Here is a 20,238-nt window from a genome sequence, read left to right on the forward strand (position 1 = left end):
GCGGGCGCCGGGTCGGCCGAGGCCGACGGTGCGGCTGCGACCAGCGCCGCGATCGCGGCAGCTCCGGCCACGGAAACCGATTTGGCGACGAAATCGAACTTCACCGGTGCCCCCTTGGGTTCTGCGAGCTTGTCTGAGGATCTCACCAGGTCATTCCGTTGCGCACGGCAATTCGTTACACCCGGCGACGCCGGATTGCACGCAGTTCGGCCAACTCGGCTCGGACACCCACCCCGGTGGTGTAGCAATGCGGTGACGGCCCCTGTCGACGGCTAGGAGCTCAGGTATGGCGACTCCCACCCTTCCTCCCGGATTCGACTTCACCGATCCCGACCTCAACCGGGAGCGGTTGCCGGTCGAGGAGCTGGCCCAACTGCGGCACAGCGCTCCGGTGTGGTGGAACGAACAGCCGGACGGGCACGGCGGATTCGACGACGGCGGCTACTGGGTCGTGACCAAACACCGGGACGTCAAGGAGATCTCCAAGCGCAGCGACGTGTTCTCCAGCCTGGAGAACACCGCATTGCCCCGCTACCCTGCCGGCTCCACCCAGGAGCAACGTGAGACGGGCAGGTTCGTGTTGCTGAACATGGATGCTCCGCACCACACCCACCTGCGCAAGATCATCTCCCGCGGGTTCACCCCGCGCGCCGTCGAACGGCTGCGCGCCGATCTCGACCAGCGCGCCCAACAGATCGCGAAGGCCGCAGCGGCCGAAGGGGCGGGTGACTTCGTCGAGCAGGTGTCCTGCGAACTGCCGCTGCAGGCGATCGCCGGTCTGCTGGGGGTACCGCTGGAGGACCGCAAGAAGCTCTTCGACTGGTCCAACCAGATGGTCAGCGACGACGACCCCGAATTCGCGCACCACGACAACCGCAATGCGGCGGCCGAGCTGATCATGTACGCGATGCAGCTGGCGGCGCTGCGGGCCGAGCAGCCCGGCGAGGACATCGTCACCAAGCTTGTCGAGGCCGACGTCGACGGACACAAGTTGTCCGACGACGAGTTCGGGTTCTTCGTGGTGCTGCTCGCCGTGGCGGGCAACGAGACCACCCGAAACTCGATCACCCACGGCATGGTCGCGTTCACCGAACACCCCGATCAGTGGGAACTGTTCAAGCGCGACCGGCCGGCCACCGCCGTCGACGAGATCGTGCGCTGGGCCACCCCGGTGACCTCCTTCCAGCGCACCGCGCTGCAGGACTACGAACTGTCGGGCACGCAGATCAGGAAGGGACAGCGGGTCGTGATGTCCTACCGGTCCGCCAACTTCGACGAAGAGGTCTTCGAGGATCCGTTCTCGTTCGACATCCTGCGTGACCCCAACCCGCATGTCGGGTTCGGCGGCACCGGCGCGCACTACTGCATCGGGGCGAATCTGGCCCGGATGACGATCGAGCTGATGTTCAACGCCATCGCCGACCACATGCCCGATCTGGCGTCGATCGCCCCTCCCGACCGGCTGCGCTCGGGCTGGCTCAACGGCATCAAACATTGGCAGGTGGACTACTCGGGGCAGGGCGCCTGCCCCGTCGCACATCGGTGACCCGGCCGGTCGGCTCCTGCCGACACCGGTGTTCGCCTGCGGGTTTGCGCGGGAATCGGGCCGGCCTGCGACGCCCCAGGGCATAGAGTCAGACCTCATGCAGACCCGACATGCGGCGGCCGCCCTGGGTGCCCTCGCGGTGCTCGCCGTAGCGGGGTGCGCGACACCCGAACCCGCCCTCGGCGGCACGACCGCCACACTGTCCATCGACGGTCGCGACGTCGACGGTGTCGAGGCCGTGCGGTGCAATCAGTCCGGCTGGGCCTGGTACATCGAGACGCCCGAGTCTTCGGAGGGTTTCACCGCGGTGCTGCACACCGGTCCTGACGTGACGGTGCAGACCGTGCAGTTCCGTGACGTCGGCGGATTCTCCGGCACGTTCTGGGCCGATCACATCGGCGAGGCCGAGGTGGACGCAGACGGGGGCAGCTTCACGATCACCGGCAGTGCCGACGGCAACTTCTCCGACGACCCCAGCGCGGCGGTGACGGCGAGGTTCCGCATCGCCGCGCAATGCTGAACAGGCAGGGCCTCAAGCCTGAATCATGATCTGTCAGGCCTGAACGATGATCGGGTCCCCGACCCCCACCGTGTCGAAGTACCAGGCGGCGTTGTCCGGGCTGAGGTTGATACACCCGTGGCTGACATTCGCGTAGCCCTGCGAACCCACCGACCAGGGAGCCGAGTGGACGTAGACGCCGCCCCACGTGACCCGGACGGCGTACTCCCCGTCGATCAGATAGCCCTCGGGGTCGTTGAGCGGAATGCCGATGGTCCGCGAATCGAACGTGACATAGCGTTCCTTCGCCAGCGCGGTGAAGCTGCCCACCGGCGTGGGGAACTTGGGCTTCCCCATCGAAGCAGGCATCTGGCGGGCGACCACGCCGTCGATGCTGACCGTGAAGGTGTGGTCATTGATGTCGGCCACACTCACCACCGAAGCCCCGGTGCGAAATGTGGTCGTGAATCCGCCGACGGAGACCGAGACCGGTGAGTGTGCGGGGAGGAATTCTGTGGCCGTGAACTCCACGACATTGTCGTCGAGCCAGGTGAACGACCCCGGCATGGCGGGCATCCCCGCCGCGCGCACCGCTATCGAGGACTCGGCTCCGCTGCGGTCGGTGACCGGCTCGGTGAAGGTGACCGTTACCGGATGGGCGACGCCAACGGTTTGCCCGGCCGACGGTGACACACCCGCGACAGGTGCCGGGAAGGATTTCCCGGCGGCTGCGGTCGCGACGGGTCCGACCGCCGACAGGGCACAGAGCGCCAGCACAGAACCGATCGCAGCCAGTGCCTGCGACCTGAGGCCGCGGCGTTGACGGGTTGACCGTGGGCGGGTGCTCGTCACGTTGCCATCCTAGTTGTTCGTGCTCGTGGGCTGCCGCGAATGCCGATCAGGCAGCTAATCGTAAAAGGGCGTGTGACCGTTCATCGGTAAGCCTCGCCGCAACGTTTCACAGGACGTCGGGACGGGTCGGGTCGGCCGTCCGGTGCAGCGCCATCAATCCGTAGCCCAGCGCCAGCACGCCCGCGGCCAGCACGCCCACGTTGAGCGCCACGGTTGCCGGGCCGACGGTGGCGGGGTCGAGGAAGTAGTAGGGCGCCCGCCTGCCCGCGGTGTTGAGCACCAGCAATGCCAGCATGAGGTAGGCCGCCGGGTAAATGAGCCAGGCCAGCGGCTGCCACCAGGTCACCCGGGCCGGTCCGCGCCCGAGTAGCCAGTCTGTGAGCGCCAACACCGGCACCACGACGTGCAGCAGGAAGTTGGCCACGGTGTACCCCATGCTGTGGCCGGTCAGGAACAGATTCCAGATCAAGCCGGCCATCACGACGTAGAGCACCACGGCCCCGCGCAGCCCCACCCTCGAGTCGGCCTTGGGCGAGATCATGGTCCACAGGTAGTAGGCCGCCGCCAGCAGGTTGGCCTGATAGGTGAACGTGATCAACCGCCACCACAGACCCCACCGCGAGGTCGTCGCCACCACGATGACCGCTGTCACCACGGCAATGACGATCATCAGGCGTAGCACGGTGCGCGCCGCGACGGTACCTCCGGACCTGAGGGGCGGGTTCACCACCGCGAGAATATGCGCTGTTCGGGCGCCGCGCCTGTGCTCGTCGTCGGGGCGAGATCATCCGGGTCGTTTCACGACCGGAAGTCGCGGCTGACCAGGCACGTCGATCGATCGCCGACGATGAAATCCGGCAAAGAAAATGGACTCGGTAAATAGTGGAAAATGCTGCTTGAAGCACCCCTTTCGTCGGTAGGGTGCAAATTGATCATGGCTGCTAAGCACCGTGCAAAGATCCGGGGGAAGGCGAACGCGCAGCACAGCGCGGGCCGCCACCGCGAGCAGCAACGTTCCAGTGAAGTCGCCATCTGGCTGGGAGCTGGCGCCGTCGCCTTCGGTGTGTGCGCTTCGGTGGCCGGTGGTACCGGGGTCGCTCATGCCGACGCCTCGACCGGGGACTCGGCGTCTTCGGGAGACTCGGCGTCGGCAGGCGGCTCGTCATCAGACCGCGATTCCGGTCCCGCGACTTCAGGCGGCAGCTCCACCGACTCAGACCGGACGCCCTCGAAGCAGCGAGGCGCCGCCAACGCCTACTCGGCAGGGTCGAGCGACGACACAGCGTCGACCGGTGACGATGACTCGACCGGTGACGATGACTCGACCGGTGACGATGACTCGACCGGTGACGATGAGTTGGCTGACGACGATGAGTTGGCTTACGACGATGAGTTGGCTGACGACGATGAGTTGGTCGACGAAGACGAGCCGACGGCTGACGATGAGTTGGTCGACGGGGACGAGTCGACTGCTGACGATGAGGTGTCCGACGACACGGGGGCGTCCGACTCCGGCGGTGAGATCGACGCAACTGGTACGGATTCCACGGATTCCACGGACTCCTCGGAGACCGGGGACGTCGCCGTCGAGTCGGCCGCCGGCACCTCCGCGGTCTCAACCGTGTCCCGGAACCTTGCCGCCCCGGCGGCGCCGGACGCGCCCGACGCCGAGCCGCCCGGGGTCATCGCGTATTCCATCATCGACGAGTTCAATTTCGCGGCCGTCTTCCTGGACGTGGCGCTCGGGATGGCCGCCCAATTCCAGGCCGCCGTCGCGCCCATCGGCGTGCTCGATGTCCCGATCAATCTGAGTGTCGAGGAAGTTCTCACCGCGTGGGTGACCAACGAGTGGCGGGGGCGTCCCGTCATCGGCGACGGCGCTGACGGGACCGTCGACCACCCCGACGGATACCCCGGTGGATGGCTCGTCGGAAACGGCGGCGACGGCTACTCCCCGCCGGACGGCTCCGGCGAGGACGGCGGCAACGGGGGCGCCAGCGGGATCATCGGGAACGGTGGGGCCGGCGGTGCCGGGGCGTCAGGCGGCACAACCTTGCTCGGCACCGCCCAGGTCGGCGGCGACGGCGGGAACGGCGGTTCGGCGTTCTTGATCGGAAACGGCGGGGTCGGAGGTACCGGCGGTATCGGCGGTACCGGACTGCTCGGGGGTCGTGGGAACGGCGGCAACGGCGGTGTCGGAGGCGACGGTGGATTCGTCGCCGGTGACGGCGGGGCCGGCGGGCGTGGCGGAGACGGTGCCGCGGGTGGTGACGGCGGTGACGGCGGCCAGGTGCTCAGCGTCGGAGTCGGTCACCTCAACCCCCTCTACGCTCTTCTTCTCCCGGAATATGTTTCCGGGATCATCGTCGGCGGCGCCGGCGGTGCGGGCGGTACCGGGATCGACGGCGGAGGCGGGAACGGCGGCGACGGCGGGATCGCGGTCAACATCGAGTACGCCCCGCTGGCCGCTGTCTCGAACATCGCCGCGTTTCTCTTCGGTACCACCGACGATTCCAATTTCGCCATCGGCGGCGCGGGTGGCGCCGGCGGCGACGGAACCTCCTCCGGCGGGGCCGGCGGCAACGGCGGTGATGCGTACTCGCTGTTGGGCGAGGCATCGGACCTCGTCGGAGCGGCTCAAGGCGGGGCCGGCGGCGCCGGCGGCGACGCCTCGGGTTTCTTGGCGGCCGGCGGCAACGGCGGCGACGGCGGCAACGCCAATGCGTATGACAACGATGCGAGAACTCCCGGGGCCGGCGGAGAGGGCGGATCCCCCCAAGGTCTCCTCAACGGCTACGACGGCTCCACCGGCAGCGTCGGAGACGTTCCGATCTCCCTCAACCTCCTGATCTATCTGCTCGAAACCATCTTCACGTTGTGAGCCGGCGAATGATCGCCGGGGGTCAGCCGGCCACACCGCCCTGGCATGTTCAGAATCGTGTCACGGTCGGGCGACGAACCCTCGCGAAAGCTTGTTCGCGCCGGGTGTTTCGCGCTAGGCGTCCAAACGGGCGAACTGGTTGCCGCGATACTGCTCGATGCAGGCCTGCCGCCTGACCTTGCCGCTGGTGGTGATCGGAATCGAACCAGGGGCAACGAGAACCAGATCCGCGACCCCGAGGCCGTGCGACTGCGAGATCGCCGAGGTGACTTCCCGTTTGACGGCGGCGAACTGGTCGTCGGCCTCACCTTCGGCGTCCCGGCGCTTCTTGAACTCGATCACGGCAACCAACTGCTCGACGCCGTCGTCCGGGACGGCGATCGCTGCGACTCGCCCGGCCGTGATCTCCGAGATCGTCGCCTCGATGTCGTCGGGAGCGTGGTTGCGTCCGTAGACGATCAAGAGATCCTTGATGCGGCCCACGATGAACAGTTGTCCCTCGGAGATGAAGCCCAGATCCCCGGTCCGCAGCCAGGGCCCTGCCGGCGTGCCGGCCGACGGCTCGACCAGCGTCGCGCGGAACACCCGTTCACTCTCGTCGGGTTGTTGCCAGTAGCCCATCCCGACGTTGTCACCGTGAACCCAGATCTCCCCGGTCGTTCCGTCCGGGCGCTCGGTGCAATTGTCCGGATCGACGATGCGCACCATCGGCGTTCGCGGTGACAGCGGGGTGTCATAGGCGACCAGCGGAGTGCCGCCGCCGTTGGTGCAACGCCTGGGCACCCCGGCGGCCAGGCTCTCCGAATCGAAGTGAACCAGTTCCGGAGGTAGGCCCGGCCGGCAGGTCGCCACGTACAGCGTCGCTTCGGCGAGACCGTAGGAGGGCTGTATCACCCTCTCGTCGAGGTTGAACCGTGCGAATCGATCGGTGAATCGTTTCAGGGTCGCGGGATTCACCCTTTCGGCACCGCTCTGGATGATGAAGACGTCGCCGAGGTCGTATCCGGCCATATCGGCGTCAGTGGTCTTGCGCGCCGCCACCTCGAATGCGAAATTTGGTGCCGCGGTGAATGACTGAGTGTTGCTGGCTATCATTTGCATCCAGCGAGCCGGCCGCTCCAGGAACGACAATGGGCTGGTGACCACCGTGGGGTGTCCCCCGTACACCGGAGTGCAGATGCCCAGGAGCAAACCCAGGTCGTGATAGAAGGGCAGCCAGGACACCACGGTCATGTCGGGCGGGGCGATCCCTCCGTGATCCACCGCGTAGTCGGAGGTGATCTGCTGAATGTTGGTCAGCAGATTCTGATACGAGATCATCACCCCGGCCGGATGGCGGGTTGATCCGGAGGTGTACTGCAGATACGCGGTGCTCTGGTAGTCATCGGAGTGTTCGTTGCCAGAACCGGACCGCACCGGGGAGTTCAGCTCCAGCCTGTCGACCTCGATCACCGATGCGACGGACGGGCCCGGCTGCGCGGTGACGCGACTGGCGACGTCACCGGCCACCGAAGACGTGGTGAGAACAGCAGCAGGCGAGGAATCCCGCAGGACCGAATCGACACGCTCATCGGCCACCCCGCCGAAAGGAACGGACAGCGGTACGGCGATCAGGCCGGCCTCCAGGGCGCCCAGGAAACCGACGATGTAGTCCAGTCCCTGTGGCGCCGAGATCACGGCCCGATCGCCGGGTGATGCACAAAGTCTCAGCTCGCGGGCGACGTTGAGCACCTGACGGTACAACTGCGGCCAGGTGAGAGATTTGGCAACGCCGGCGGGGTCCTGCTCGTAGTCCACAAACGTGAAGGCTGTGTCGTCCGGCTGCAGGCTGGCGCGCTCGCGCAGCAGCGCCGGAAGGGATGTTTCAACGACCTCTGTCACGCGAAGCAAATTACCGCAGCTGTAGCCGCCACATGCTCGAAAACAGAAGTTGGGCAGCAGCGGACGGCTTTGGCGGGGTCAGGCCGTACCCGGCCGCTGGTTGCCGAGCAGGCGCTCAGCAAGTACTTGACCGCGGCCGCTGGTTGCCGAGCAGGCGCTCAGCAAGTACTTGACCGCGGATGCCTGCGTCTGCGTCAATTGAGGCTCTGCCCTGGGTCGGGGGAGCCAGAGCGCAAGTCGAGCAGCGGTTAGCACAGTCGCTGCTGTGAGGAGACGGAATGGCTTCATTGGGTGCTTTCGGTGGTCCGGCAAACCGCACAGGTACGGCGAATTCGTCGCCGGCGACGACCGTCAAGGCAACCATTCCCATCGCTGTCATCGGCATGGCGTGCCGACTGCCGGGCGGCATCGACTCCCCGGAGTCGTTGTGGGAGGCGTTGCTGCGGGGCGAGGACACGGTCACCGAGGTTCCTCCGCAGCGCTGGGATCGCGACGAGTACTACGACCCGGAGCCCGGCGTGGCGGGCCGTTCGGTGTCGAAATGGGGTGCCTTCCTCGATGACATCGCCGGCTTCGACTACGAGTTCTTCGGTCTCGACGAGCGCGAGGCGGCAGCGCTGGATCCGCAACACCGTCTGTTGCTGGAGACCTCGTGGGAAGCCATCGAGCACGCCGGGCTGAATCCGGCGGCGCTGGCCGATTCGCGGACCGGCGTGTTCACGGGTCTGACCCAGCACGACTATGAATCGGTCAATGCGGACTCCGAAGCGATGGAGGGACCCTACGGATTTGCGGGGAACGCCTTCGCCATGGCCTCCGGGCGGATCGCCTACAGCCTTGGATCGCATGGTCCTGCACTGAGTCTGGATACCGCCGGATCGTCCGGTCTGCTCACGGTGCACTTGGCGTGCCGCAGCCTCGCCGACGGGGAGAGCGACCTCGCGGTGGCCGGCGGCGCTCATGTGATGCTGGATCCGCGCAAGTACGTCGCGGCATCCGCGGCGGGCCAGCTCTCCCCTACTGGGCGCTGTCACGCGTTCGACGTTGCCGCCGACGGATACGTCAGCGGTGAGGGTTGCGCGGCAGTGTTGCTCAAGCGGCTCCCCGATGCCCTCGCCGACGGAGATCGCATCCTGGGAGTGGTGCGGGGAACCTCGGCGAACCAACACGGCCACACGGCGAGCATCTCCACACCCTCGGCGCCGGCACTGGCCGCGGTGTACCGGGCAGCGCTGCAGGCTGCGGGTGTGGATGCGGCCAGCGTCGGGATGGTCGAGACCCATGGTTCGGGGAGCCCGCTGGGTGACTCCGCCGAGTACACCAGTTTGAGCGAGATCTACGGAACTGACGGCCAATGCGCTGTGGCGTCGCTGAAAACCAACTTCGGCCACACCGAATCGGCCGCCGGTGTGCTGGGGTTCGTCAAAGCTGTCCTCGCGCTGCGCGATGGCACCGTCCCCCGCAACCTTCACTTCGACCGGCTAGCCGACGAGGCCGGCCGTCGTGTCACGAAACTGTTCGTGCCACAGGAGAACACGCAGTGGCCGACCGCCGGTGAGCATCCCCGCCGGGCAGCGGTCTCCGCGTACGGGGCGTCTGGGACCAACGTGCACGCGATCCTGGAGCAGGCGCCGGAGCAACCTGCGCCACCATCGGAGCAGAACGGCGGTCCAGCGCTCACCGAGGCCGGGTCGGCCCGAACTCCACTGGTGTTTCCGGTGTCGGCCACGTCCAGCGAGGAATTACGCCGTACGGCCGGCCGGCTGGCTCGATGGGTCGACGCCCATCCCGATGTGGCACTGCGGGACTTGGCTTACACCCTGGCGCGACGACGTGCGCACCGGCCGGTGCGCACCATGGTGGCGGCGGCCGACCGGCCGGCACTCGCCGAAGCGCTGCGTGCCGTGGTCGACGACGGTCGCGGATATCCCGCCGCCGTCGGTGACGACGAGCGGGGGCCGGTGTGGGTCTTTTCCGGCCAGGATTCCCAGTGGGCCGGGGTCGGCGCTGAACTACTGGCCCGTGAACCTGTTTTCGCTGCCACCGTCGCCCAGATCGAACCCCTGGTCTTCGCCGAGGCGGGGTTCTCCGTCACCGAGGAGCTGCAGGCGCCGGTGCCGGCCGGCGGCATCGACCGGGCACAGCCGACGTCGTTCGCCGTGCAGGTCGCGCTGGCGGCAGCGATGGACGCCCACGGAGTGCGCCGCGGCGCCGTGATCGGTCACTCGGAAGGTGAAGTCGCAGCCGCGGTGGTCGCCGGGGCGTTGTCGTTGCACGACGGTGTTCGCGTGATATGCCACCGGTCCCGGTTGATGTCGGGGCTCACCGGGTCCGGTGCCATGGCCTCGGTGGAACTACCAGCCAAGAAGGTGCTTTCGGAGTTGACGATGCGCGACGTCAAGGACGTGGTGATCGCGGTGGTGGCTGCGCCGGAATTCACCGTGGTCTCCGGCGCTGCCGACACGGTCCGCGAGTTGGTCGCCGCGTGGAATGAACGCGACATCGTGGCCGGTGAGATCGCGGTCGCGGTGGCCGCGAACTCGCCCCAGGTCGACCCCATCCTCGATGACTTCGCCGACGCCCTCGGCGAGATCGCCCCGCTGACCCCGACGCTCCCCTTCTACTCGGCGACCGGGTTCGACCCGCGCGAGCAGCCGGTGTGCGACGGCCGGTACTGGGGCCAGAACCTCCGTCGTACCGTGCGATTCGCCGCGGCGGTCCGCGCCGCCATCGAAGACGGATACCGGGTCTTCGCCGAGATGACCCCGGAGATGTCGGTGTCCGATGCCGTCGAGCGGACCGCGAAGAACCTCGACGTGCCGGTGTGCACGCTGGCCGTCGCGGGTCACGACCGGCAGCCGACGGGTGGTTTGACCGGTTTTCTCGGCGAGCTGCACGGCGCCGGGGCCGCAGTCGATTTCGCGGTGTCCCATCCTGATGGGCGACTCGTGGACGCACCGCTACCGACCTGGACTCACCCACAGCTGTGGTTGGAGTGTGACGGTTCGCCCGCGCACGCCGGGTCCACCGTCTCGGTTCATCCGTTGCTGGGCCCCCATGTTCGCCTGCAGGAAGAGCCGGAACGCCACGTCTGGGAGGCCGAGGTCGGTACCGGCGCGCACCCCTGGCTTGCCGAGCACCGGATTCACGACGTGGCAGTGCTGCCGGGGGCGGCCTACTGCGAGATGGCGCTGGCGGCGGCGCAGGTGGTGCTCGGCGATGCAGCCGAGGTTCGCGACCTGCGGTTCGAGCAGGCACTGCCGCTGGCCGGCCAGACGACGATCGGCGCCTCGGCTTCGCAGTGGTCGGCGGGAGTCGCGGAGTTCGTGGTCGAATCGAATCAATCCGGCGACCGGGCACGCCAGGCCAGCGCGACACTGCACCACACCGACGATGCCGAACCGATCGTCTACGACATGCCCGCACTGCTCGCCGCGCATCCGGATGGTGCGCACGGCTCGGAGGTGCGCAAGGTTCTCGAGCAGCGAGGCGTGCACCACGGTCCGGCCTTCGCCGGCCTGGGGGCCCTCCACGTCAGCGCCGACAACGGCGGCTCTGTGCTGGCCGAGGTCGCGCTGACCGGCAGACTCCGTTCCGAGCAGGGGGCTTACGAGGTGCACCCGGCGCTACTGGACGCGTGCTTCCAGTCCGTGGCTGCCAGCCCACGTGTGCAGGCCTCGGAGGACGGCGTGGCCAGGCTGCCGCGGGAGATCGGGCGGCTTCGCCGGTACGGCTCCCTGCGCGGTGCCCAGTACACCTACACGCGGGTGACCAGGGTGGACTCCTCGGCAATCGAGGCCGACCTCGATGTGCTCGACGCCCAGGGCGTCGTGCTGCTCAGTGTCGAGGGGTTGGTGTGCAGCGCCGGTCTGTCGGAGCATGAGCGCAGCGACCAGTTGTTGAACGAGCGGTTGCTGACCGTCGAGTGGCAACAGTGCCAGCTGCCTGACACCGCGTTGTCCGGAATCCAGAACGTGCTGCTGATCGACGCTGCCGACCCGGTGGACGCGACGGCCTCCACGCTGTCGGATGCCCTCACCGGGCAAGGGGCCCAGTGCACCACGCTGTCCTGGCCGCGACAGGGCGAGTACTCCGCATCGGCCGGCCGGCTGGGCGAGCACCTGCGGTCCGGAGGGTTCGACGGTGTGGTCATCGTGATGGGAGCCAGAACCGCAGCGGCGGATCAGTCCCCGGCACCGGACAGTCGCAGTGTGCAGAGCGTGCAGCGCATCGCCGACGAAGTGGTCAGAGTTGCCGGACAGCTGCCGCACCTGTTCGTGCTCACCCGCTCCGCCCAGCGGGTGTTGCCCGGCGACGTCACCAATCTGGACCAGGGTGGGTTGCGAGGCCTGGTGCGGGTGATCGGTGCCGAGCATCCGCACCTGAGCGCGACCCAGATCGACATCGACGACGTCACAGACGTCGGGCTGGTGGCCGGGCAGCTGCTCAGCGGTTCCGAGGAGGACGAGACCGCCTGGCGGGAGGACGCTTGCTTCACCGCCCGCCTGTACCCGAATCCGCTTCGCCCACAGGACCGGATGACGGCGACGGTCGACCACGAGCGTGACGGTGTGCGCCTGCGGATCCGGACTCCCGGAGACCTGGAATCGTTGGAGACGGTCTCCTGCCGGAGGAGCCGGCCGGGCCCGGGGCAGATCGAGGTCGCGGTCACGGTATCGAGCATCAACTTCGCCGACGTGCTGATCGCGATGGGCCTGTTCCCCGGAACCGACGGCGATCTGCCCGAACTCGGTATGGACTTCGCCGGGGTGGTCTCGGCGGTCGGTCCCGATGTCAGCGACCACCGAGTCGGCGATCGTGTCGGTGGCTTCTCGCCGAACGGATGCTGGGGCACCTTCGTGCTCTGCGATGCGCGCCTTGCCGCACCCCTTCCGGCCGCGCTCACCGATCATCAGGCGGCTGCCGTGGCCACGGCAACCGCCACCGCCTGGCACAGCCTGCACGACCAGGCCGGGATCACCGCCGCAGACCGGGTGCTGATCCACTCCGCAACCGGGGGGCTGGGTCAGGCCGCGATCGCGGTGGCCCGCGCCGCGGGTGCCGAGATCTTCGCCACCGCGGGCAGTGACGAGCGCCGGCAGGTCCTGCGCGACATGGGGATCAAATACGTCTACGACTCGCGCAGCACGGATTTCGCCGAGCAGATCCGCCGCGACACCGACGGATACGGTGTCGACATCGTGCTCAACTCGCTGACCGGCGCAGCGCAACGCGCGGGGTTCGAATTGCTCGCCGTCGGCGGGCGCTTCATCGAAGTCGGCAAGCGCGACGTCTACGGGAACACCCGGCTCGGTCTCTACCCGTTCCGGCGTAACCTGACGTTCTCCTTCGTCGACCTCGCGCTGATGTCGGCCAGCCGGCCCCAGCTGGTGGGCGAGTTGCTGCGGACCGTATTCCGGCTCGTGGCAGACGGCGAGCTGCCGCCGGCGAAACACGCCGATTACCCGCTGGGGGACGCTGCTACCGCGCTTCGGCTCATGGGCGCGGCGAAACACACCGGCAAACTCCTCATCGACATCCCGCGGGTGGGCCGCGGTGATGTGGTCGTACCCCCCGAGCAGGTTCCGGTGTTCCGACCCGACGGCGCCTACCTCGTCACCGGCGGGCTGGGGGCCCTGGGACTGTTCCTCGCCGAGAAGATGGCGGCGGCCGGCTGCGCCCGGATCGTGCTCACCTCACGTTCGCAGCCGACGCTCAAGGCACTCGAGACGATCGAGATGATCCGGGCGATGGGCAGTGACGTCGTGGTGCACTGCGCTGACATCGCCGAGCCCGGCAGCGCGCAGCAACTGGTGGCAGCGGCGACCGCGACCGGTCTGCCGCTTCGCGGTGTGCTGCACGCCGCGGCGGTGGCCGACGACGCCGTACTCGCCGAAATCACCAGCGATGTCCTCGAACGCACCTGGGCGCCGAAGGTGCGCGGTGCGTGGAACCTGCACGCCGCCACCCGCGATCAGCCGCTGGACTGGTTCTGCTCGTTCACCTCGGTTGCCGCCGTGGTCGGCTCGCCGGGGCAGGGCGCATCCGCTGCGGCCGACAGCTGGCTGGATGCCTTCACGCACTGGCGCCGGGCCCAGGGCCTGCCCGCCACCGCGATCGCCTGGGGAGCCTGGGCGCAGATCGGGGATGCCGGCGAGTCGGCAGACGACGCCGGCGCTGCGATCCGGCCCGACGAGGGCGCCTACGCATTCGAAGCGCTGTTGCGGCACCACCGCGCGCACACCGGCTATGCCCCGATCATCGGCACCACATGGCTGAGTGCATTCGCCCAGCGCAGTCCTTTCGCCGAGGCTTTCCGCCACATCGGGGGAAGCCGAACGGACACGAGCAAACTGCGTGCCGAGCTGGACGGGTTGCCGCGCGAGGAATGGCCGGCGCGGTTGCGGCGACTGATCTCAGAGCAGATCAGTGTGATCCTGCGCCGTTCCATCGATCCCGATCGCCCACTCGCGGAATACGGTGTCGACTCATTGGGCGCGCTCGAACTGCGGACCAGGATCGAGGCCGAAACCGGAGTTCGCCTTACTCCCAACGACCTGGGGGTCGGTACCATTCGCGGCCTCGCCGAGTTGCTGTGCGTGAGGCTGGCGCCGGCCTGAACTGCCTGACGGGCAGTTTGGTGACGACTGGCTGTTCGGACGGTTCGGGTTTCGCGCCGAATTTCCTCATCGGTTTCGTCGGCGAATTCGAGGATCGCCGCTGCGACTTCGCTTCAGCTCGCCGCACTGGCCGCGAATCGCGGAGATGGTGTGCTCAGCGACCTCCATCCGGCCAGGCGAACAGCACTGAGTCATACGCGTTCCATTCCGACTGCGGAATTCCAGATGACGGAAAACATTCGCCAAAGACGTCAATAAAAAATGACAGCAACGACAATTCAGCGAATTGCGCCTTCCGAATTGCGTCTCGTCGAATTGCCGGTAACCTCCCCTCGAGGCGTTTCAGGGGGAGAGGCTCAACGATGAACGAAACCGAGTTCGAGGTTGCTGTGGGTGAGGCGGCACAGGATGCCGTGTGGCGCACCCAGCACCCGTTCACCCAGCATCTGGCCGAGGATGATCCGCTGCGGGCGCAGTACCTGCGCGACTATCAGTCTTCGGTGGGGCGCCAGGTGCTGTCGGCGATCGCGGGTATCCAGGGCGGCGATTCATGCCGAAGATCCCGGGAAAACAGCTGGCGCGAGTGATGACGACCGGGCAGGCCGGGTCGGTCGGACTGCGTCACCACATGCACGGCACCAAGCGGTAGCGAACCGTGTCGGTGTACTGCCGGTACCCGTCGAGTTCTTCCTGGAGCAGCTTTTCCTCGTCGCGGATGCGGACGGCGAGAACGATCAGACCGGGCACGACGAAGGCCAGTGCCCAGAATGAGCCCAGCGCGACGGGCGTGCCGACCAGCATCAGGACGTTGCCGGTGTACATCGGGTGCCGCACCAACCCATACAACCCGGTGGTGACCACTTGCTGCCCCTGCTCGACCTGCACAGTGGTCGACGCATAGCTGTTCTGGACGGCGACCAACACCACCACGCCCAGTCCGGCCGCCACCACGACATCGCCGACGACGCTGAGCGCCGCCGGTACCGACGACCAGCCGAATCGATGATCGAATCCGCTCACCACGCACATCGCCGCCAGTGACAGGTACAACCCGGCCATGACGATCTTCTGGGCGGTCCGACCTTCTGCGACCGGCCCACCACGCATCCGCCGCTGCAGCGCAGCGGGATTGGTCAGCTGCAGGTAGATGCTGGGAATCCAGGCCGAAAGGGCGAACACCCCCAGGAAGACCCACGCCTGCCAGTAGTCGAAGGTTCCGGCAGGCAGAAACAGCAGCAATCCGATGGCGACGATCTGGCGAAGCCCCGATGCCACCACTTTGAGAACGGCGTTCACGATCCTCCTTACCGTTCGTGCAGTACTTGTCGACGGCTACCGCGCCGGCGGTGCAGCGCGATCACCGGGGAGGCTGCCTGCTGTCGGTGGTTCTGCTGTACCACCTGGTGACGTCGTGGCCGGCGTCATAGCGGGCGAACCACTCGGCGGCCAATGCCGGCAGCCTGTGGTGGGCGGGGTCGTGTCCCGGAATCTGGCTGCGCACAACCCCGTAGGCCGCGGCCAGTCGCTCGCGGAGCCGGACGTTCGGATAGACCTTCTGCAGCGGACCGCAGTCGGGAATGTCCACCGACAGCAGCCTCGCGAGGACCGGAAACCTCTGGGCGAGATTCGCGATCGCTCCCCTGCCCCCGGTCATCGACATCGCATCGACCTTGCGTTGCTCCAGTGGAACATGGGTGTTGAAGCCCTCCGCGGCGGTCAACAGTGCCGTCCCGACGTGCCTGAACACCGACGGTGCCATCCGCATCCGGTACCACGGGTCGTCGACCACCGCGTCATAGATGATCAGCGCCGAGCTGCGGTGCTCGATCTCTTCGACGAAATGCCACAGGAACAGCGACGCCACCCGATCATCCCCAGGCGCGAACAGGGTGTCGGCGTTGTCCAGCATCAGCTTGAACGAAGGCGTGAACGTCGCCTCCACGTCGGCGGTGTAGGCCAACCGGTACTGCACCGGTGTTGCTGCGGTCAGGTCGTCGAACAGTGCGATGACCTCGTCGAGAGTCTTCTTGAGCTGGGGGTGGGCCCTGATCAGTGCCTTGGCGTGCTGAAGGTGGGCCATCCGGTGCTGGCTCTCCTGGCGCGAGAACGCCTCGGCCTCCTCGACGACAGCGGGATCGGAGATCAGCGGCATGGCCTCAGAGACGGTGGCGCCGATCATCTTCTCGAACCCGATCGCCAGGAAGGACAATGCGTTGGCTGCGCTGGAGAACGCCGGGTTCGACTCGTTCCACAGAAACGGCACATCATCGTCGTGAAAACCGAAACGCATCTTGCGCACCCGCAGATCGGTCACCACGACTGCGACCCCCGTTCGGCTGGGCCGGGCCGGGCCACAGTGTCGCTACGCATCACCGGCAGGCCCCATGGCGGGAACGCCTTCCGCCGAGACGGCATGGCCGCGAACGTGCCGGCTCAAGTCGACGACCGTCGGTGCGTCGAACAACGTGGACACCGCGAGCCGGCAGTCCAACGCGGTGTTGATCGCCGCGACCGCCCGCATCGCAGACAGCGAGTCGCCGCCGAGGTCGAAGAACGAATCGCGCACCCCGACGGGCGAATCGACGTCGAGCACCTGTGCGTAGATATCGGTCAGGATCTGTTCGACCAAGTCTGTCGGGCCGTCGAAACCGTTGCCCCCACTGCTTTCCCCGTTGCGCACGGCGGCGGGACTTGGAGGTGCGGGCCGACCGTTCACAGCCCCGCCGTTGTGTACCGGCGCGGACAGCGTGATCGACGACAACGGCTGCGCCGGATCAGCGATCATGGCCGCCAGTACCTGGCGCAACCGCTCCGCCAGGGCGGCGATGCTGCTGTCGTCGAACACATCGGTGCGATATTGGATGCGCAGGTCGAGCTCGTCGCCGGGTACCGCCTGGATCGTCAGCGGATAGTGGTAGTAGTCGCGGGCAGCAAGGTCGGTGACGGTCAGCCCGTCGGGCCCCGAGAAGGTGGCGGCATCCGTCGGGTAGTTCTCGTAGACGAAGACCGTGTCGAACAACCTCTGCTGACCACTGATGCGATGAATCTCGTTGAGCGCCAAATGGTCGTGGTCGAGCGTGCGGTTGCGGCGGTCGCGCAGTTGGGCGAGGAGCCCCGCGGTGGTGGTTCCCGGGGTGATCGTCGCTCTGGTGGGCACGGTGTTGATCAGCAGCCCGACCATCGAATCCACGTCGGCGACCTCGGCCGACCGGCCCGACACCACGGTGCCGAACATGACGTCGTGCTGCCCGGTGAGCCACCCCAGCACCTGGGCGAAGGCGGCCTGCAGCACTGTGCTGACCGTGGTGTGGTGCGAGCGGGCCAGCTCGTCGAGTGCCTGGGTGTCCGGTGCGGACACCCGAAGCGAGGTCACCTGCCGCGGTGCGGGCTCCGAGCGGGCCTGCGGCGCAACCAACGTCGGGGTGTCGACCCCGGTCAGTACGTCGCGCCAGGCAGCGCGGGCAGCAGGTAGGTCGCGCTCGTCCAGCCAGCGCAGGAATGTGCGATATGGCGCGGGCGCGGGCAGCCGCTGGCCGTAGTAGCCGGCGAAAACCTCGTGCAGCAACACCGGCAGCGACCACCCGTCGAGGACGATGTGGTGATTGGTCAGGACCAACCGGTGCCGGTCCGGTGCGGTGCGGATCAGAGCCACCCGGACAGCGCTGTGCTCAGCGAGGTCGCAGACCGCGGCCCGTTCCGCGCGGCACAGCTGCGCGATGGTGTCGTCGGCGCGCTGTTCGGCGCTGAGGTCGACGAACTGCCACGGCACCTCCGGATCTGCCGGGATGACCTGGACCGGTTGGTCGAACTGATGGTGGAACCGAGCCGCCAGGTGCGGGTGGCGGCGGACTGCGCTGTGCACCGCCTCACGCAGCCGGTGCGGATCCAGCCTGCCGCTCAAGGTGACGTCGAGTTGCACGGCATATACGTCGTCACCGGTGCGGTGGGCGAGGTCGGCATGGTAGAGCAGGCCACGTTGCAGTGGTGTCAGGGGCAGGATGTCGGCGACCGCAGTGGTACGGCAGAGCTCGTCGATCTGATGCTGCCTCAGCGAAGCGGGCAGGATGTCCGACGGGGTCAAGCCTCCCCCACCGCCGCGGACATGCGCGCAGATTCCGGCCAGTGCGTCGAACCACAACTCGCTGAGCCGCCCGACCTGGGTGTGGTCCAGCACCGAGCGCGCCCACGTCCATCCCGCCCGCAGCCGTGGACCGGCTGCGGTGTCCACGGTGCCGGCGTTGAGTTCCACGGTGTGCATCAACGGCATCGGGATGGCCGCCGCCGTTCCGGTCACCGACCAGCTGTCCTGGCGCATCTCCCAGATGTCTCCGGACGCCTGGCCCGAGCCGGCCCCCACTCGTCCCAGGTAGTTGAATCCGATCGAGGGGTCGGGTCCGTCGAGGTCGACATCGTCGTTGAGGTAGCGCAGCAGCCCGTAGGTGGCGCCGTCGGGCACGGTCCGCAGCTGTTCTTTGGCGTCCTTGACGACAGCGCCCAGAGCCGGGTCGCCGGCGAGCACCTGCGCCCAGTCCAGGTGTCCCGTCGGGCCGGTGAACGACATGGCCACCGGATACTTCGTGGTGAACCATCCGACCGTCCGGGAGAGGTCGACGGTGTGGTCTTCACCGGCGAGTTCCTCCTGGCGGCCATGACCTTCGGCGTCGATGACGATCGGTGATCCGGTGCCGTCGATGTTCAGGAATTCGGCCAGTGCGAGTCCGAATGCGATCAGCAGGACGTCGTTGATCCCGGCGTGGAACGCCGCGGGCACTTCGCGAAGCAGCATCCGGGTGGTTTCGGAATCCAACTCGACGGTCAAGCTTCCGGCATCGGCATAGGTGTCCACCGCGGGCCGCACAGCCGGTAGCGGGGCCGGTGCCGCGGTGATCTCGCGCCAGCGCTGTGCGCAGTCGACGATCCGCGGGTGGTGGGCCTGCCCGGCCAGAATTGTCGCCCATCGCGCGAACGAGGTCCCCGGTGTGGGCAGTGTGACGGGTTGTCCGTTGCGGTGTTGGGTCCAGGCGAGGTTGAGGTCTTCGAGCAGGATGCGCCAGGAGACTCCGTCGACGGCGAGGTGGTGGGCGATGAGGACCAGTTCGCTGGTGGGTTTGACCCACAGGGCGCTGAGCATGGTTCCGGTTCGCGGGTTGAGTTGTGAGCGGGCGTGTGCGACGGCGTCGTCGGTGAGGGTGTCGATGGTGTGTAGGCAGTTTCGGGCGTCGACGGTGCCGGGTTCGGGGACGTGCAGTGCCCAGGTTCCGGTGCTGTCGTCGACGCGCAGGCGCAGCATGGCGTGGCGGTCGAGGACGGCTTGGAGCACGGTGACGACGTCGGCCTCGGTCACCCCCACCGGCGCCTGCACGAGCACCGTCTGATTGAACTGATCCACCGGGCCCTGGACGCCCTGCAGCCACTCGATGATGGGGGTGGCGATCACGGGGCCGGTGCCCTCGTCGAGGACGGCGGTGTCCTCGTCGGCGACGGTGGCGACCTGGGCGAGTCGGGAGACGGTCTGTTCGACGAAGACGTCGCGGGGTCGGCAGAACACTCCGGCGGCCCGGGCGCGGGCGACGACCTGCATGGACAGGATGCTGTCGCCGCCGAGTTCGAAGAACGAATCGTCGACGCCGACCCGGTCGAAGCCCAGGACCTGGGCGTAGATGTCGGCGAGGATCTCTTCGACGGCGTCGGCCGGTGCGCGGTACTGCTCGACGTGCTGGTATTCCGGGGCCGGCAGCGCCCGGACGTCGAGCTTTCCGTTGACCGTCAACGGGAGCGCGTCCAGTGCCACCAGTGCGGCAGGCACCATGTAGGACGGCAACTTCTCGGCCAGTCCGGCGCGCGCACCGGCCAGGTCCGCGACTGTCCCGGTGACGTAGCCGACGAGGCGTTTGTCGCCGGGGCGGTCCTCGCGGACGAGTACCTCTGCTTGGGCGACTCCGTCGATGGTGGCCAGGGC

Annotated in this window: 12 protein-coding genes; 5 read left to right on the forward strand and 7 right to left on the reverse strand. The window is 67.5% G+C overall.

Annotated features, from left to right (window positions below; genetic code table 11):
- Nucleotides 1–286: 286 nt before the first annotated feature.
- On the forward strand, nt 287–1,546 hold the full coding sequence (locus ACXAID_RS19515) for a cytochrome P450 (RefSeq protein ID WP_475023859.1): 1,260 nt from the start codon (nt 287–289) through the stop codon (nt 1,544–1,546).
- Between the two features lie 97 nt (nt 1,547–1,643).
- On the forward strand, nt 1,644–2,066 hold the full coding sequence (locus ACXAID_RS19520) for a lipoprotein LpqH (RefSeq protein WP_475023860.1): 423 nt from the start codon (nt 1,644–1,646) through the stop codon (nt 2,064–2,066).
- A 33-nt stretch (nt 2,067–2,099) separates the two neighbouring features.
- On the opposite strand, the gene ACXAID_RS19525 is transcribed toward ACXAID_RS19520, so the two are convergent.
- The 3 genes from ACXAID_RS19525 to ACXAID_RS19535 all read right to left on the reverse strand — a co-directional run bounded on the left by ACXAID_RS19525 (nt 2,100) and on the right by ACXAID_RS19535 (nt 3,999).
- A complete protein-coding gene (locus ACXAID_RS19525; protein ID WP_475023868.1) occupies nt 2,100–2,831 on the reverse strand; it encodes a L,D-transpeptidase in 732 nt (243 codons plus the stop codon).
- Between the two features lie 172 nt (nt 2,832–3,003).
- Entirely contained in the window at nt 3,004–3,567 is a 564-nt protein-coding gene (locus ACXAID_RS19530) for a Pr6Pr family membrane protein (protein ID WP_475023869.1), read from the reverse strand.
- A 114-nt stretch (nt 3,568–3,681) separates the two neighbouring features.
- On the reverse strand, nt 3,682–3,999 hold the full coding sequence (locus ACXAID_RS19535) for a hypothetical protein (protein WP_475023861.1): 318 nt from the start codon (nt 3,997–3,999) through the stop codon (nt 3,682–3,684).
- Nucleotides 4,000–4,254: 255 nt separating this feature from the next.
- Here ACXAID_RS19535 and ACXAID_RS19540 point away from each other — a divergent pair, with 255 nt between their 5' ends.
- On the forward strand, nt 4,255–5,778 hold the full coding sequence (locus ACXAID_RS19540) for a PGRS repeat-containing protein (RefSeq protein WP_475023862.1): 1,524 nt from the start codon (nt 4,255–4,257) through the stop codon (nt 5,776–5,778).
- Nucleotides 5,779–5,892: 114 nt separating this feature from the next.
- Here the strand turns inward: ACXAID_RS19540 and ACXAID_RS19545 are convergent, their stop codons facing one another.
- The gene (locus ACXAID_RS19545; protein ID WP_475023863.1) at nt 5,893–7,659 is read right to left on the reverse strand and encodes an AMP-binding protein; all 1,767 of its coding nucleotides are present in this window, start codon (nt 7,657–7,659) and stop codon (nt 5,893–5,895) included.
- Between the two features lie 278 nt (nt 7,660–7,937).
- Between ACXAID_RS19545 and pks2 the strand changes: the two genes are divergently transcribed.
- The gene (gene pks2 / locus ACXAID_RS19550) at nt 7,938–14,279 is read left to right on the forward strand and encodes a sulfolipid-1 biosynthesis phthioceranic/hydroxyphthioceranic acid synthase (RefSeq protein WP_475023864.1); all 6,342 of its coding nucleotides are present in this window, start codon (nt 7,938–7,940) and stop codon (nt 14,277–14,279) included.
- A gap of 362 nt (nt 14,280–14,641) precedes the next feature.
- Nucleotides 14,642–14,866: a hypothetical protein gene (locus ACXAID_RS19555; RefSeq protein ID WP_475023865.1), complete on the forward strand. Its 225-nt coding sequence runs from the start codon at nt 14,642–14,644 to the stop codon at nt 14,864–14,866.
- 34 nt (nt 14,867–14,900) lie between these two features.
- Here the strand turns inward: ACXAID_RS19555 and ACXAID_RS19560 are convergent, their stop codons facing one another.
- The 3 genes from ACXAID_RS19560 to ACXAID_RS19570 form a co-directional block, all read right to left on the reverse strand.
- Entirely contained in the window at nt 14,901–15,575 is a 675-nt protein-coding gene (locus tag ACXAID_RS19560) for a methyltransferase family protein (protein ID WP_475023866.1), read from the reverse strand.
- Between the two features lie 61 nt (nt 15,576–15,636).
- Nucleotides 15,637–16,593, reverse strand: a complete 957-nt coding sequence (locus ACXAID_RS19565) for a metal-dependent hydrolase (protein ID WP_475023870.1) — start codon at nt 16,591–16,593, stop codon at nt 15,637–15,639.
- Between the two features lie 48 nt (nt 16,594–16,641).
- Nucleotides 16,642–20,238 (reverse strand): acyl carrier protein (locus ACXAID_RS19570; RefSeq protein WP_475023867.1); only part of this gene is annotated, 3,597 nt, incomplete at its 5' end.

Source organism: Mycobacterium sp. ABE4_509, assembly GCF_056160785.1.